Source organism: Bordetella genomosp. 4 (assembly GCF_002261185.1).
In the GTDB taxonomy this organism is placed as follows: Bacteria; Pseudomonadota; Gammaproteobacteria; order Burkholderiales; family Burkholderiaceae_B; genus Bordetella_A.
The window spans coordinates 590855-607175 of sequence record NZ_NEVQ01000022.1; the positions used below are offsets into that span (position 1 = coordinate 590855).

The 16321-nt window shown below is 58.6% G+C and carries 16 protein-coding genes; 8 read left to right on the forward strand and 8 right to left on the reverse strand.

Going from position 1 to position 16321, the window contains the following annotated elements:
• From CAL20_RS23975 to CAL20_RS23995, 5 genes are read right to left on the reverse strand one after another with little or no spacing between them, the layout of a single operon-like run.
• Entirely contained in the window at positions 1–693 is a 693-nt protein-coding gene (locus tag CAL20_RS23975; RefSeq protein ID WP_094823602.1) for an amino acid ABC transporter permease, read from the reverse strand.
• A gap of 7 nt (positions 694–700) precedes the next feature.
• On the reverse strand, positions 701–1405 hold the full coding sequence (locus tag CAL20_RS23980; RefSeq protein ID WP_094839243.1) for an amino acid ABC transporter permease: 705 nt from the start codon (positions 1403–1405) through the stop codon (positions 701–703).
• 21 nt (positions 1406–1426) lie between these two features.
• The gene (locus CAL20_RS23985; protein ID WP_094823604.1) at positions 1427–2257 is read right to left on the reverse strand and encodes an ABC transporter substrate-binding protein; all 831 of its coding nucleotides are present in this window, start codon (positions 2255–2257) and stop codon (positions 1427–1429) included.
• Positions 2258–2275: 18 nt separating this feature from the next.
• On the reverse strand, positions 2276–3502 hold the full coding sequence (locus CAL20_RS23990; RefSeq protein ID WP_094823605.1) for an aminotransferase class I/II-fold pyridoxal phosphate-dependent enzyme: 1227 nt from the start codon (positions 3500–3502) through the stop codon (positions 2276–2278).
• Between the two features lie 8 nt (positions 3503–3510).
• Positions 3511–4182: an RraA family protein gene (locus tag CAL20_RS23995; protein ID WP_094823606.1), complete on the reverse strand. Its 672-nt coding sequence runs from the start codon at positions 4180–4182 to the stop codon at positions 3511–3513.
• Positions 4183–4610: 428 nt separating this feature from the next.
• On the opposite strand from CAL20_RS23995, the gene CAL20_RS24000 reads away from it, so the two are divergent.
• From CAL20_RS24000 to CAL20_RS24015, 4 genes are all read left to right on the forward strand, one after another.
• Positions 4611–5171: a sigma-70 family RNA polymerase sigma factor gene (locus tag CAL20_RS24000; protein ID WP_094823607.1), complete on the forward strand. Its 561-nt coding sequence runs from the start codon at positions 4611–4613 to the stop codon at positions 5169–5171.
• Positions 5172–5201: 30 nt separating this feature from the next.
• Complete coding sequence (locus tag CAL20_RS24005) at positions 5202–6257, forward strand: FecR family protein (RefSeq protein ID WP_218830733.1); 1056 nt, start codon at positions 5202–5204, stop codon at positions 6255–6257.
• Between the two features lie 295 nt (positions 6258–6552).
• Positions 6553–8919, forward strand: a complete 2367-nt coding sequence (locus CAL20_RS24010; RefSeq protein WP_176456605.1) for a TonB-dependent siderophore receptor — start codon at positions 6553–6555, stop codon at positions 8917–8919.
• 58 nt (positions 8920–8977) lie between these two features.
• Positions 8978–9259: a peptidylprolyl isomerase gene (locus CAL20_RS24015; protein WP_094823610.1), complete on the forward strand. Its 282-nt coding sequence runs from the start codon at positions 8978–8980 to the stop codon at positions 9257–9259.
• 120 nt (positions 9260–9379) lie between these two features.
• On the opposite strand, the gene CAL20_RS25540 is transcribed toward CAL20_RS24015, so the two are convergent.
• From CAL20_RS25540 to CAL20_RS24030, 3 genes are all read right to left on the reverse strand, one after another.
• The gene (locus tag CAL20_RS25540) at positions 9380–9757 is read right to left on the reverse strand and encodes a DUF4148 domain-containing protein (RefSeq protein WP_176456606.1); all 378 of its coding nucleotides are present in this window, start codon (positions 9755–9757) and stop codon (positions 9380–9382) included.
• Positions 9758–10026: 269 nt separating this feature from the next.
• Positions 10027–10545: a thioredoxin family protein gene (locus CAL20_RS24025; protein ID WP_094839245.1), complete on the reverse strand. Its 519-nt coding sequence runs from the start codon at positions 10543–10545 to the stop codon at positions 10027–10029.
• Between the two features lie 108 nt (positions 10546–10653).
• Complete coding sequence (locus CAL20_RS24030) at positions 10654–11343, reverse strand: cytochrome c biogenesis CcdA family protein (RefSeq protein ID WP_094839246.1); 690 nt, start codon at positions 11341–11343, stop codon at positions 10654–10656.
• Positions 11344–11593: 250 nt separating this feature from the next.
• Between CAL20_RS24030 and CAL20_RS24040 the strand changes: the two genes are divergently transcribed.
• The 4 genes from CAL20_RS24040 (at position 11594) to CAL20_RS24055 (ending at position 16178) form a co-directional block, all read left to right on the forward strand.
• Complete coding sequence (locus tag CAL20_RS24040) at positions 11594–12328, forward strand: response regulator (RefSeq protein ID WP_094823615.1); 735 nt, start codon at positions 11594–11596, stop codon at positions 12326–12328.
• Between the two features lie 4 nt (positions 12329–12332).
• Positions 12333–13676, forward strand: a complete 1344-nt coding sequence (locus CAL20_RS24045) for an ATP-binding protein (RefSeq protein ID WP_094823616.1) — start codon at positions 12333–12335, stop codon at positions 13674–13676.
• A gap of 26 nt (positions 13677–13702) precedes the next feature.
• A complete protein-coding gene (gene kynU, locus CAL20_RS24050) occupies positions 13703–14953 on the forward strand; it encodes a kynureninase (RefSeq protein ID WP_094823617.1) in 1251 nt (416 codons plus the stop codon).
• Between the two features lie 133 nt (positions 14954–15086).
• Positions 15087–16178, forward strand: a complete 1092-nt coding sequence (locus CAL20_RS24055; RefSeq protein WP_094823618.1) for a tartrate dehydrogenase — start codon at positions 15087–15089, stop codon at positions 16176–16178.
• Positions 16179–16321 lie beyond the last annotated feature (143 nt).

The window sequence follows — 16321 nt, forward strand, 5'->3', positions numbered from 1 at the left end:
CTAGGCTGCGACGGGCCGGGTTCCGCTCATGCGGATCTCAACGAGTTTGACGGCGCCGGTAAGGATCAGGTTCAGCACGAAATAGGTCAGCGCCAACAGCGCAAAGACTTCAAACGGCTTGGTCAGCAGAATATTGTTGACCTGCGAGGCAGCAAAGGTCAGCTCGTGCACGCTGATGACGAAACCCAGCGAGGTTTCTTTCACCGTCGAGATGAACTGACTCAGCATGCTGGGGATGGTGTTGTACAGGGCCTGCGGCAAGATGATCTTGCGCATGGTCTGCATGTGGCTCAACCCGAGCGAGCGGCCGGCTTCCATCTGGCCTGCTGGCAGGGCCTGGATGCCGCTGCGGATGATCTCGGACAGGTACGCGCCCTCGTACAAAATCAATGCGGCAGCCATGGTCACGACACCGCTGACCGAGGTGCCGATGGCCAGCGGCAGGAAAAAATAGGCCCAGAAAATGAACATGATGAGCGGCAAGCCGCGCACCAGATACACCACCGCCGTAGCGGGCCAATAAAATATTTTGTGCGAGCTGATCCGGCCCAGGGCCAGTAACACGCCTAGCGGAAACGCCAATGCCAGGCTGACCAACGCCAGACCAATGGTTGCGACGAGTCCGCCCATCGGACCGTTGGGCCATTGGCCCACCAGCAGCAATAACCAGTTATCGGAAAGTATCTCGAGCATGGCGGCCTTACCGGGTCTTGGTCACGTATGCGACCCGTTTAGAGAGATAGGCGCCCGCCAGCATCAGCAAGAGCGAGATCACCAGATACAACACCGTCACGACAGTGTAGATTTCGAATGTCTTGAACGTCGCGGATTCGATTTCCCGGCCCGCGCCCGTCAGCTCGATCAAGCCGATGGCCATCGCCAGGCTGGTGTTCTTGAACAACAGCAACATCTGGTTCGTCAGCGGCGGGATAGAGATCTTGAACGCCTGCGGCAGGATGACCTTGCGCATGGTGCGTAGATAGCTCAGTCCCAGACTGCGCGAGGCCTCCATCTGGCCGCGCGGGATAGCACGAATAGCGCTGCGCAGGTCCTCGCTCACGTAAGCTGCAGTCACGAGTCCCACCGCTATCGTGGCATAAAAGAACTCGCCGCCCACGATATTGATCACATCGTCCGCCGCGACCGGCATGAGGGCTGCCACACCGAAATACCACAACAAGATGTGGACCAACATCGGCACATTGCGATGAAAGGCCACATACAGAATGACCAGATAATTCAAGACCCGGATGTTGAGCATGCGCACTACGGCAAGCACGCTGCCCAGCGCGAACGCCAACACCCAGGCGAACAAGGTCATCTTCAGGGTGGTGAGCAATCCACCCAAAATCAATGTCGGGTAGCCGTTACTGAGTAACGCACCGAAATCCAATGTGTAGTTCATAAGCTACCCGCCCTGCCGGGATCAACCTTTGATTTCTTCGACTTTGAACACGCGCTTGGTCGGGAACTTGGTGTCCGGGCCAAACCAACGGTCGAAGATGGTTTGCAGCTCGCCGGAAGTCTCCAGCTGGGTGAGGACCTTGTTCACTTCATTGCGCAGGCCGTCTTCGCCTTTGCGCATCCCGATACCCCACGGCTCGACGAACAACGGCTCTTCGATGATGTCGAGTTTGACGGGCGAGCTTTCGGCGTCTTGCTTGAACTTCAACAGCATGAGTTCCGAACCGACAAAGCCGGACACCTTGCGCTGTTGCAGGGCGACAAACGCGGTAGGAGGGTCTTTGAACGTCACGGTGGTGACATCCGGGATCAGGCGTTTCGCACCCGATTCCGAGGAGGAGCCTGCAACGGCGCTCACACGCTTGCCCGCAAAGTCGGCGTTGGTTTTGAACGTACCGGCGTCGTCGCGACGAATCAGGATTTTCTGCGGGCTGACGTAGTGCTGGTAGCTGTAGTCGATCTGCTGCGCGCGCTCGGGAGTCCAACCCAGATTGGCTGCCACGAGGTCAACGCGGCCGCCGGCCAACTCGGGAATCCGGGCCGCCACGGAGATCATTTTGACCTCGAGCTTGACGCCCAGATCGGCGGCAATTTTGTTGCACAGATCGATTTCGTAGCCCACGACCTGACGGGTCTTGGGGTCCTGGAAACTAAAGGGTTCGGAGGTGCCGAGCGTGCCGCACACCAGGGTACCGCGCGCTTTGATATCGGACAGTGCGTCAGCATGCGCGACGTTTGCCATGCCCAGGCAAGCCACCAGGGGCAGGCACTTCAGAATATTTTTGAAGACCATGATTTCCTTCCTTGAGTGTTATTGAAGTTGGCGGCAAGCTTGCGCCAGTTTTTCGCAGCCGAGCTTGATGGTCTCCAGATCGGTGGCGAAACTCATACGCAGATAGCCGGGATTGCCATAAGCGGTGCCGTCCAGAACGGCAACGCCGGCGGCGTCCAGCAGGTAATGCACAAACTCCAGGTCGTTGGTGATGGTTTTGCCATCGGGCGTTTTCTTACCAATGAAACCCTGGATGTTGGGAAATACATAGAATGCGCCGGCCGGGTTGGGGCAACTCATCGAGTCGATGCCATTGAGCAGGCTGACGATCGTATCGCGACGCTCTTTGTAGATGGCCACGGTATCGGCCACGCATTGTTGGTCTGCGGTCAGTGCCGTGGCGGCAGCCACTTGGCAGATCTGGCTCGCGCACGAGGTGGATTGCGAAATCAATGTCGAGATCGCTTTTGCCAGCCAGGCAGGGCCAGCCGCATAGCCGATGCGCCAGCCGGTCATAGCGTAGGCCTTGGAAACGCCATTGACCAACATGACGCGAGACGCCAGGCCGGGATTCACGGCCAGCGGCGAAATGTAGTTGCCGTCGTAGCAGAAGTGTTCGTAGATTTCGTCGACCATCAGCAGGACTTGCGGATGGCGTTCGATCACGGCGAGCAAGGCCTTCAGCTCGGCTTCGGTGTAGATCGCGCCTGAAGGGTTGTTCGGGGCATTGAGCAACAGCCATTTAGTGCGCGGCGTGATCGCAGCCTCGAGGGCCTCGGGTGTGACCTTGAAGTCCTGTGCCTCGGTCGTCGGCAAGATGACCGGCTTGCCGTCGTTCAACAACACCATGTCCGGATATGACACCCAGTATGGCGTGGGGATGATGACCTCGTCGCCTGCATTCAATGTTGCCTGCAACGCCGAGAAAATCAGTTGCTTGGCGCCGGTGCCGACGACCAATTGATCCAGCTCGAAGGACAGTTTGTTTTCGCGCTGAAATTTTTGCTGGATAGCCACCAGCAGTTCGCGGATACCGGCGGACGACGTGTATTTCACTTCGCCGCTTTTGATCGCAGCGATACCAGCCTGTGCGATATGCGCAGGCGTTTTCAGATCCGGCTCGCCGATGGTGAAGTCGACGATTTCCCGGCCTTCGGCGCGCAGTTGATCGACCTTGCGTTTAGCCGCCATGCTGGGCGACGGCTTGATCGCGCTCATGCGTTGCGCGAGGAAAGAAGCGGCTTGATTCGTGTTGCTGGCAGTCATGATGCGATTTACAGAAGGTTCTTGGATTCCAATACGGCGTGCAACCAGCTTTGGCGCTCGGCACCGCTGTCGATCTCGGCCATGATGCGCTCTTCTTTTGCAGCGTGAGCGCGGGCTTTTTCTACCAAGGCGTCAGCCTGGGCGACCGGGAACGACACGATGCCGTCTTCGTCGGCGACAATCACGTCCCCAGGCTGGATGACCTGTCCGCCGATGGTGACCGGCACGTTGACTTCGCCAGGGCCGTCTTTGTAGGGGCCACGGTGCACGTGGCCACGGGCGTAGCACGGGAATGAATCATTCTCGAATGCCGCCACGTCACGAATCGCGCCATCGACGATCAGGCCAACGCAGCCGCGCTGCTGCAGGTAACGCTTCATGATTTCGCCCACGCAGGCGTTGGTCAGATCGCCGCCAGCATCCACCACCAGTACATGACCCGGCTGAATCAAGGTCATGGCTTTGTAGATGAACAGGTTGTCGCCGGGGCGGGTTTTGACCGTCAGCGCGCTGCCGACCAGCTTGCCGCTGCGGTTATAGCGGTTCAAGCCGACAACACCGCTCTGGCGGTGCATGTTGTCGCTCAGGTGCGGGGTCACGATGGACTGCAAGGCATTTGCCAACTCGGCGCTAAGCACGGGAGCGGCGGCATTGAGGGTAAATGGCGAAGCGTTTTGCATGGGGTTGGGTCTCCAGAAGCCTGGATCATGCAAAAAACATGGACACGCCAAAAGGGAATTAAACGCCTATGGTTTTATTCCTTTTTAGAATATTGACCGGCATGCATCACGCCGCAGTCCACCACTGGAGGGTTTTTATTCTTTTATGACAACAGCTTATATCGTTTTATAAAAACCCCATTAAAGAGCGCATGGATCATGCGGCATCGCACCATTATGGACCCTTGATACGGGAAATCCCCTAGCACATTGCAACCCCTGCAGCCCGGGTCAATGGGCAGTTCGACCACAATCAGGCCATGACATGAATCGATCTACTGCCGCTGTCGTTATCACGGGTCAGCCCGAATTCAAGATAAGAACGATTTCTATTAATATCATCAGTTCTGCTATTCCTCCACCTGGCAATTTATCCCCGGAATCCGCCCGTGAGTGCCGCGCCCCTTCCCTACGCTTCGCCACCATCAGTGGATACGCTGTACGCCGAGCACCACTCCTGGCTCAGGACGTGGCTGCAACGGCGCCTGGGCAACGCCGCCGACGCGGCCGACATGGCACACGAAGCCTTTTTGCGATTGATCATGAAGCCCGCACCGCGGGGATTTCATAGCCCATTGGAGGCCCGCGCCTATTTGCGATCCATGGCGCAAGGCATGTGCATCAATCTGTGGCGCCGACGGGAGATCGAACAGGCGTGGCTCGATACGCTGGCTGCGCAGCCGCAGGATGCCGCGCCCTCGGCCGAACGGCAGGCAATCGTGCTGGAGGCACTGCATGAGATCGCAACGCTGTTGCACGACCTGTCCGCCAAGGCAGCCCAGGCTTTTCTGATGTCGACCGTATGCGGTATGACGGCATCGGAGGTGGGCAGCGAACTCGGCGTGTCCTCGCGCATGGTGCGCAAGTATGTCGCGCAAGCCATGCTGCGCTGTATGCAGGCCCATGCGGCCCAGACAACGGCTGAACTGCGGACCTCACGCGCCGCATGATGCGCGTGTTCACCGACCTGCCATAACCCCATGCCTGCAACATCCTCCATCGACTCCGTGCAACCAGACAGTCGCCACGAAGAGGACGGGCCTTCGCACGAGGCGATGGAGCAAGCTGCACACTGGTATGCCCTGCTGATTTCCGGCGAAGCCGATGCCACTGACCGTGCCCGTTGGCAAACCTGGCTGGCCGCCAACGCGCAGCATCGGCACGCATGGACCTATGTGGAAGCTGTCAGCCAACGCGTGCTGGCTCCTCTGCAGGACACGCCCGACCCCACGCTATTGGCCTCCAAGGTCCACGATGTGCACACCCGCGAGCGATCCCGCCGACGCGTATTGGCGGGACTTGGCGCCGTGGCGGGGCTGGGCCTGATCGGCTGGACGGGCTGGACACGTACTCCGATCGTCGGGGTCCTCGCAGCCTGGACTGCAGACTACCGCAGCGGCATCGGCGACATCCGCGAAATCAAGCTGGCCGACGGCTCACGCATCTGGCTCAATGCCGGCAGCGCGCTCAACGCCGATATGTCGGCCAATCTGCGCAAGCTCACGTTGATCGCCGGGGAGGTCCTGGTATCGACGGCCCACGGAGACGCCCGCCCATTTATTGTCGGAACGCCGCAGGGACAATTGCGCGCGCTGGGCACACGCTTCACGGTCCGGCGCGAACCTGAACAAACCTTTCTGGCGGTCTACGAAGGCGCGGTCGAAATCCGCACCGCGGCGAGCGACACGACAACCGTTATTGCGGCGGGGAAACAGGCGCGGTTCAGTCCGGATCGCATTGCCGATGCCACTGAGGCCGACCCGGCGCGAGAGGCATGGAGCCGTGGGGATTTAGTTGCCTGGGATTTGTCGCTGGCGGCCGTGGTGCACGAACTCAATCGTTATTACACAGGACATATCGCACTGGATCCAGCCGTCGCACAGCGCCGCGTATTCGGGACATTTCCGTTGCGTGACGTGGATGGTGCGCTGGCCATGCTGGCTGACGTCGCATCGCTACAGGTGCGTAAACCGCTGCCGTGGTGGATTTCAATCAGTAGCCGCGACGCGACGCCAAGCCCAGCTCAATCCCGTTGAGCGTTTCATTATCCGGGCACAAAGCTGCCCCTGACTTTTTAACCGTGTGAGTTCCGCTTTTTGCCCTCTCGATTGATTTAGAGATAGAGAGGGCCACACGTCTGAGGTCGCGACAGGTGTTCGCACAGACAAGGCCCCTGTTGCACCCACTTTGTGAAGAGGAATTCTCATGCCTTGGCGCTCGTCGCATGCTCTCCGCCGCCCGCAATACCGCTCGATCCGATCGGCCTCTCTGGGCCTCGGCACAGAACGGCCACAGCAGAATGGATTTAGCCGCAGGCCCTGGGCGATCTGGATGGAGCTGGGGGCCCTCACTGTTGTCATCGCCACGGGTACCGGGATGCCGCGACACGCCTATGCTGCCGACAACGCCATCGTACAGGCGACGACGGTAACGGCGCCCGCACAACGCCACTACAACATCCCCGCCGGCCCGCTGCGCACCGTGTTGACCCGCTTTGCCAGTGAATCGGGCATTTACCTCGCGGGCTCGATCGAGCTGGCCGACGGAAAAAACAGTGCTGGCCTACAAGGCAGCTATACGGTCTCGCAGGGCTTGGCAAATGTACTGTCCGGCACGGGCCTGCAGGCGACACCGGATGCCAATAATCGGTACATACTCAAGGCCCTGCCGGCCTCCGGCGTGAGCGAGCTTCCCACTGTCACGATCACAGGCCGCACTGAAAGCGGTACCGGCCCCGTGATCGGCTATATGGCACGAAATAGCGAAACGGCCACAAAGACCGACACGCCGATTGTGGAAACCCCTCAGTCGATCTCGGTTGTCTCTGCCGAACAGATCCGCGATACGGCATCGAGCTCCTTGGATCAGGCGTTGACCTATACGGCAGGCGTACGCACGTCGATGTATGGCACCAGTTCCCGGCTGGACGCAGTGCAGGCACGGGGGGTCGAGATTGAAGACATCTACCTGGATGGTCTGAAAGATCGGGTGAATTACTGGAACAGCACGGCGCGCGTCGAGCCCTATCTGATGGAACGTATGGAAGTCCTGCGCGGACCGGCCTCGATGCTGTATGGCCAAGGCGGCACTGGCGGCCTCATCAACAACGTGAGTAAACAGCCCCAGGCCGAAACCCAACGCGAAGTCGGTATTCAAGTCGGGAATCACAATAAAAAACAAATCCAGGCAGATCTGACCGGGCCGTTGAATGAAGACGGCACCCTGCTCTATCGGCTGGTGGCGTTGGGACGGGAAAGCGGCACGCAACTCGACTACGGCCAGGATGACAGGCAGGTAGTTGCCCCCTCGCTGACGTGGGCGCCCAGCGCCGATACCGAGCTGACGTTACGGTTCAAATGGCAGAAAGACCGGGCCAACGGTGATTCAGGCAGCACGCTGCCCTGGAACGGCACGATCCTGTCGAATCCGAATGGAAAAATTTCCCGGCATACGTTCGTGGGCGAGCCAGATTTAGACTATTTCGACGCCGACAGTTGGCAAGCCGGCTGGTCGTTCCGCCATGCGTTTAATGACCAATGGACGTTTCGCCAGAACACCAGATGGACAGACAACAAGACCGATTACGGGGCCTTTGATGTCTATGCGCCCTATCTGGATGCCGAAGAGCGCGTGCTGAATCGTGCCGCCTATTTCTGGAAAAAACATACCCGCATCTTTGCCGCCGATCAGAACCTGTTGGGTAAGTTCTCGACTGGCGCCGTTGATCATCAGTTGCTGGTGGGCCTGGATATCATGCGCTATCGGGTCAGGGGCTCGGGCATCGATGACTACGGCCTGGCCGACGGCGGCGGCGTTCCCCCGATCGATGTCTTCAATCCCATCTATAACAGCGGTTATACGCGGCCGGATCTGGAGCCCACTGCCGCCAACGGGGTCAAGCAGCTAGGCGTCTATATTCAAGACGAAATGCGATGGAGGCAATGGATCCTGCTGGCGGGCTGGCGGCACGATGAATCCACCAACTGGGAAGACGGCGCTGAGGACCGCAACGATAGGGCAAACACGGTGCGAGTGGGCTTGATGTATGAAATCGTGCCCGGCCTGCTGCCCTATGTCAGTTATGCCGAGTCGTTCCAGCCCCAGGCCAATACGGATTATGGCCAACGGCTGCGCCCGCTGCGCGGCAAACAGTGGGAGGCGGGCCTCAAATATCAACCTCCAGAGCAGGACTGGCGCGCATCGGCGGCCATATTCGAGCTGCGCGAGACCAACCGTACTGTGGAAATTTCCCAGACGGAGGTTGCACAGCGCGGCAAGACCCGAAACACCGGGCTGGAGCTGGAATGGGTGGGCTCGATCACTCCAAAATTCGACATCAACGCCAGCTTCACGTATTTGAATGTCGACCGGGAACTGACGGGCGTGCCCAAGAGGCAAGCCGCTTTTTGGGGAACGTATAAGTTCGCGATCGGGAATCTGGACGGTTTTACCGCGGGCGCTGGCGTGCATTACGCGAGCGGCTTTGTCGACGAGCCCAACGACGGCTCCTATGTGCCCAGAACGCCATCTGTGACGTTGTTTGACGCCATGGTGGCTTGGGAAAATCGCCACTGGCGCGTGGCATTGAACGCCAGCAACCTGACCGACAAGGAATATTTCAGCCAGTGCACCGAGTGGGGTTCTTGCTCGTACGGCACGGGACGTCTGGTTACATTGAGTACGACCTATCGCTGGTAGGTCACGCGTGAGCGAGTATCATTTGGCTGGTAGTCATTTTTAATTAAAGGAGCACTCCATGGCCCAAGCCAGCGCACGCCACATCCTGGTGTCCACCGAAGCCAAATGCAACGAACTGAAGGCCGCTATCGAAGGCGGTGCCGATTTCGCCCAAGTCGCCCGCGAAAACTCCAGTTGCCCGTCCAGCCGCGACGGCGGCAATCTGGGCACGTTCCGCCCGGGTCAAATGGTGCGCGAATTCGACCAAGTCGTGTTCAGCGCCCCGTTGAACGTAGTGCAAGGCCCGGTGAAGACCCAGTTTGGGTACCACCTGGTCGAAGTGACTGATCGCCAGGATTAATCAGTACAGGGTCGGTGACGGAATTCCCCCACCGGCCCGCAGCAATATGCTGACGACCCGGGATTCGCGGCCAGACCGATGTATGCAGACGGCGTTGAATCCCCGAACATCTCAAAGACATCACGAAACAGAAGCGATACGGCCCGCCTGTGCCGCCACCGAGTGCTCGTAAACGGCCAGCTTGGTTCTGTATGCTGTGCTGTAAATATCGGGCGTCGCATTGCCCCGCCATTCACTAGACAAACCGGCTTGCTTCCATGCCGCCAAGTCCGCCTTGACCTCGGCACGAGAGAGCGTCGATGGCGACACCGGAATATAGGTCTGATCGCCCGGCTGCACATTGCCCGCAGCCTTGGCAGTTGCCAGATCGGCCGTGACTTCAGCACGCGACAACGTCGAAAAACTCGGCGGAACATAGGTTTCCTCTGCGGCGTGTGCGGCAGTACCGGCGGACAAAGCGGACAAAGCGATGGCAAAGATGGCGAATTGGGTTTTCATAGTAAGCCTCGATAAAAAGTGATGATTAGTGGATGAATGAACGACGAAACGCGTTTTGAATAGCCGGCAAGGCATTGTGTTGTGGTTGCTGCCGTGTGCCGTCTGTCCATGAGTGTTATTAAAGAACTGTCGCGTATCTCGGATATGTCGCCTGGACTGGGGTTTTAGTACCCAAGGTATCTGTAAAAGGGTTAGATACAGTGGGAGACAAATCCGGATGCCGACTAGGCGATATGTACTGGGGAAAACGGTCGCAAATACGAACGGCATCAACCCGGCTGAGCCAACAGGCGTTGAATTTCCGCTTCGGTTTCCTGGTATTTCCCTTCTCCAAAGTGGCGATACACGATGTTCCCTTGTTTATCGATCAGATATGCCGCAGGCCAGTATTGATTTCGATAGGCATCCCAGGTCGCATAGCCATTGTCTTGCGCAACGGGGTACTTGATACCGAATCGATCAAGCGCCTTTGTCACATTCGTGGTGGAGCGCTCGAATGGAAACTCGGGAGTATGCACGCCAACGACGACCAATCCCTGATCTTTGTATTTCTGATACCAGTCGGTCACATAAGGCAGGGTGCGGATGCAGTTGATGCAGGTATAGGTCCAGAAATCGACGAGCACCACTTTGCCACGCAGGGACTGCATCGTGAGCGGCTCGCTGTTGAGCCACTTTTCGATACCCGTAAACTCCGGCGCAGGAACCGGTGCGGGTTGAGGCGCCGCGTGTACGACTGATACGAACAACACCGAGGCGGCAGCGAATGATTTCAACATTCTGAACATGATGAGCTCCTTATTAACAAGCAAAAAAGTGCTGGCGAAGTAAATGGGATCGCGTCAGAGAGAACCAGCACGAATAAAAAACGGAACGTGATTCAGATCGGGCAAAGATCAGTGAAAAAGCCCTGTCAACCAGGCGTAAAACAAAACGTCGTACTGGAAATGAATGGCCAATGCGGTCAGCACCAACAGCACACCGAAGCCTTGCTGCAGACGATGGGTATGCCGAGTCATCCAGCCCACACGCGAGGCGATAGCCTTGCCGCCGTACGCAATGGCGAGCATGGGAATACCCGCGCCGACGGCATAGAAGAGCAATAGCGCGCTGGATTGCCCCAGGTTCTGGGCCTTGGCAGCCAACACCAGGATTGACGCCAACACCGGACCTGCACATGGGGTCCATACTGCACCCAGCGAAATTCCCAGCAGGAACCCGCCCGAATTACCGTTATCAGCCTTTCCCGACAGCATCGCGATGCGCTGTATCGGCCCGCCAATACGAGCGATCAGCCAGTCATACGGGCGCGGCCAGATGCGGGCCAGGCCAAACAGCACCAACAGCACGATCGAGGTAGAACGCACCGCCTCGTGGACGGTTTCATTCAAGTTGGACAGCAGACTGAGTGCGATACCCAACCCGGCGAACGCGCATACAAAACCGGCAACAATGAACAAGGGGCGCAGGCGGTTGGAGCGTTCGACAGAACTACCCAGCAGGATGGGTAAAAGAGGCAATACGCAGGGCGAGGCAATCGTCAGAACGCCGGCCAGTAGCGCAATGGGAGCATTGATAGCATTCATGGTGTGTGTTTCCGTTGTCAGGAAACGCCATTTCACCGATGCCAGGTATCTAGTCTGTGCCGCCGGCACCGTCGTTTTTTGAGTTCTTGTATCGTGTCTGGGTCTATATACAGTACGACACACAAGAGGCTCTCATCGAGCCGTACTTTGACTACACTTCTGATCGTGATGAGATCGCCTTGGTCTCAGTCGCTGCCCTTCGTTTCATACCGATCCCCCTCCCGCTCTATACGGCATAAGGCATCTAAGAATGGACCAAATCGACCACATCATGATCGTCGACGACGATAGAGAAATTCGCGAGCTTGCAGGCAATTTCTTGCGAAAAAACGGGCTGGAGGTGACCTTGGCCGCGGATGGCAGGCACATGAAGTCGCTGCTGGAAAGCACGAAGGTCGATCTGATTGTGCTGGATATCATGATGCCCGGTGACGATGGCCTGGTGCTATGCCGCGAATTACGCAGCGGCAAGCATCGCAAAATCCCGATATTGCTGTTGACCGCCCGCAGTGACGATATGGACCGCGTGATAGGGCTGGAAATGGGTGCTGATGATTATCTCGTCAAGCCGTTTGTCGCCCGAGAGCTGCTGGCGCGTATCAAGGCCATCTTGCGCCGCACCCGCATGTTGCCTCCGAATTTCCAAGTCACCGAGCCCGGGCGTCAGATCAGATTTGGCGCATGGCGGCTGGATACGACTGCCCGCCATTTGCTGGACGAAGAAGACACGGTCGTATCGTTGAGCGGCGCCGAATACCGGCTGCTGCGCGTCTTTCTGGATCATCCACAACGCGTCCTGAATCGCGATCAATTACTGAACCTGACACAGGGACGCGATGCCGACATGTTTGGCCGATCCATCGATCTGCTGGTCAGCCGCGTACGCCAGCGTCTGCGCGAAGACGCTCGCGAACCGATGTACATCAAGACGGTACGCAGCGAGGGCTATGTGTTCTCGGCCGCGGTCGAGGTCCAGGAAGAATAGAAAAATGCCGCGCCCTCGATTTCCGTTACGTCTTTGGCCGCGAACGCTGGTCGCGCGCTTATTCCTGATCTTTCTGGTGGGTCTGGTGCTGGCTCACACCTTGTCGTTTGGGCTGCTGTTTTATGAACGCTACGACGCGACCAAATCGATGATGCTGGACGATCTGGAGCGCGATGTCTCGATTGCTGTCGATATCCTCAACCGCCTGCCTGCTGACGAACGCGCCGATTGGCTGGGACGCCTGTCCAGCGGGCATCGCCAGTATCTATTGGGCCCCGGCACTGCCGACCAACCGCTGCGCCTGGCGGCAGCGCGCACGGCGGCCCAGTCCATTGAATACACATTGCGCGGCCGGTATCCCGTCGTCGTGCATGCCATGGCGGGCAACGACCGTCATATTCAGGCGCGCATCACGCTGCAGGACGGCCATCCCGTGGTGCTGGACATCCACTTGACCATGCCACCCTTGGCTGTATGGCTGCCCGTCGTGCTGTGCGTGCAATTGGTGCTGCTGGTGCTCTGTGCCTGGTTGGCAGTACGCCTGGCCGTTCGTCCGTTGACGCAACTGGCAAAAGCCGCCGACACGCTCGACCCCAACAACACGAGCCCTCCGCTGGACGAACGAGGCCCCGCCGAGGTCGCGCAAGCCTCGGCCGCATTCAACGCCATGCAAAACCGCATCGCCAGCTATCTAAAAGAGCGCATGCAATTGCTGGGCGCGATTTCGCATGACCTGCAGACACCGATTACCCGGATGAAACTGCGAGCGGAATTCATGGACGAATCGACGGATAAAGCCAAGCTGACGCAAGACCTCGGGGAAGTCGAGCGGCTGGTGCGCGAAGGGATCGAATACGCGCGCAGCGCGCACGGCACCCAGGAAAAACCCGCTCGCATCAATCTGCACGACTTTCTGGACAGTCTGGTATGTGATTACCAGGACACCGGCCGCGAGGTAATGTTGTCGAGCCCGGCTGATCAGTCGTTCGGGTCGATACAGACTCGTCCGCACGCGTTGCGGCGCATCTTGGGCAATCTGATCGATAATGCGCTGAAATTCGCCGGTGCAGCCGAAGTCGCTGTACAAAGCCATGGAGCGCAAGGTGTGTCCATTTTTGTAATGGACCGTGGCCCGGGTATTCCCCCTGACGAACTCGACGCCGTACTGCAGCCGTTTTACCGTGTCGAGGGCTCGCGCAACCGTGATACGGGGGGCACAGGGCTGGGGCTGGCGATCGGACAGCAACTGGCCACCGTACTGGGAGGCAAATTGGTGCTGAGCAACCGCGACGGCGGGGGGCTGTCGGTCGAGGTGCGAATACCGCTTTCGGCCGGTCAGGCAGTGTAGTATTCATGGATGATAAAGGAGTTTCTATGCATACCCGTGAAGCATGCCTGCAAGCCGATCAACAAGACCCGCTCGCCCCGCTGAAAGCGCAGTTCGACATACCGGCAGGCGTGCTTTACATGGACGGCAATTCGCTAGGCGTGCTGCCTAAAGCCGCTGTCGCACGCAGTGCCCAAGTCATCCAGCAGGAATGGGGCCAAGGGCTGATCCGCAGTTGGAACGACGCCAGCTGGTTTGAGTTGCCATCGCGCCTGGGCGACAAACTGGGTCGGTTGATCGGCGCAGGAACAGGCCAGGTCGTTGTCACGGACACCACCTCGTTGAATCTGTTCAAGTCTCTGGCAGCCGCGATCCGCATCCAACAGCAGGCCGCGCCGCAGCGCAAAATCATCGTGTCGGAGCGCGATAATTTTCCGACCGATCTTTACATGATCCAGGGCATGATCGATCTGCTGCAACAAGGCTACGAGATGCGTCTGGTGGATGAGGATCTGTCGTTGGAGCAAGCGCTGGACGATTCCGTCGCCGTACTGCTGCTGTCGCATGTGAATTACCGTACCGGCCATATGTACGACATGGCAGATGTCACGGCGCAGGCACATGCGCGCGGCGCGTTGACCATCTGGGACCTGGCCCACGCAGCGGGCGCCGTGCCGGTAGATCTGACCGGCGCCAACGCCGATTTCGCTGTGGGTTGCACCTATAAATATTTGAACGGCGGTCCGGGCGCGCCGGCGTTTATCTGGGTGGCTCCGCGCCATACTGATCATTTCTGGCAGCCGTTATCGGGATGGTGGGGCCACCAGCGGCCATTTGATATGGCCGTCAATTACGAACCCGCAGGCGGTATCCGCCGCTACCTGTGCGGCACGCAGCCCATCGTGTCGCTGTCGTTAGTGGAATGCGGCCTGGATATCTCGCTGCAGGCCGATATGAACGAGGTGCGCAGGAAATCGCTGGCGCTCACCGACCTGTTTATTGCACTCGTGGAAAGCCGCTGTGCCCGCCATCCACTGACTCTGGTCACGCCGCGCGAGCACGCTCATCGAGGCAGTCATGTCAGCCTGCGGCATCCGCATGGCTATGCCGTGATGCAGGCGTTGATTGCGCGCGGAGTCATCGGTGATTATCGCGAGCCCGAGGTTCTGCGTTTTGGCTTCACACCACTCTACTTCGGCTACACCGATGTCTGGGATGCGGTGGAGATTTTAACGGATGTGCTCGATAGCGAGATCTGGAAACAGCCCGAGTTTTCGCGACGCGGCGCGGTGACTTGATGAGTGCGGCGCATCGTCGGCATCGTTAACCTCAAGTTAATAATGCTTTGAATCGCTCTTGCGCCCATACGGTGCAGTGATGGGTACAGTGCCTGACACACGCTGGCGATCGGCGCCGGCAGGAGTCAGGCACGTGAAAACATACCGTATTGCAACCATTCCCGGCGACGGCATCGGCAAAGAAGTCATCCCGGCCGGCCAACAGGTCATGCAGGCATTGGCCGAGTCAGACGGCTCGTTCGCCTTTGCGTTTCAGAATTTCGATTGGGGTGGTGATTACTACCGCAAACATGGCGTCATGATGCCTGCCGATGGGCTCGACGACTTGCGCGACAAAGACGCGATTTTGTTTGGTTCGGCGGGAGACCCTGATATCCCCGACCACATTACGCTATGGGGCCTGCGGCTAAAGATCTGCCAGGGCCTGGATCAGTATGCCAATGTGCGCCCCACGCGCATCCTGCCCGGGATCGATGGGCCGCTGAAACGCTGCACGCCCGAACAACTCGATTGGGTGATTGTGCGCGAAAACTCGGAAGGCGAGTACTCGGGTGTCGGCGGCCGTGTGCACCAGGGCCAACCCATCGAGGCTGCGACCGACGTTTCCATGATGACGCGCGCGGGGGTCGAACGCATCCTGCGTTTCGCCTTCAGGTTGGCGCAATCTCGTCCGCGTAAACAGTTGACGGTGATCACCAAATCCAACGCGCAACGCCATGCCATGGTGATGTGGGATGAAATTGCCGTTGAAGTCAGCCGCGAGTTTCCCGACGTACGTTGGGATAAAGAGCTGGTCGATGCTGCGACCGCCCGGATGGTGAATCGGCCCGCGACGCTGGACACGATTGTCGCGACCAACCTGCACGCGGATATTCTGAGTGACCTGGCCGCAGCATTGGCCGGCAGTCTGGGAATTGCCCCCACCGGCAACATCGATCCTGAACGCCGTTATCCCTCGATGTTCGAGCCGATTCATGGCTCGGCTTTCGACATCATGGGCAAAGGCCTGGCGAACCCGATCGGCACGTTCTGGTCGGTGGTGATGTTGCTGGAGCATATTGGCGAACACCAGGCGGCCAAGCGTGTCATGCAAGCCGTAGAGCACGTAACAGCCAATCCCGCACTGCATACAGGTGATCTGGGTGGAAAAGCCACGACGGCAGAGGTCACCGAGGCCGTGTGCCAATACCTGAAGCAAGCGGCCGCGCAAGCCCAGGCTGCGTAATACAAGAAGAACGCCGTGACCGGACACCGGTCGCGGCGCTGCGCGGCACCGCCAACGACCAAGAGCGGCACACGCATGGCAGCACAATGGGTTGCCCCAAAAATAATCGGTCACCAGAGATCGACAACCACAACGAGGAGACA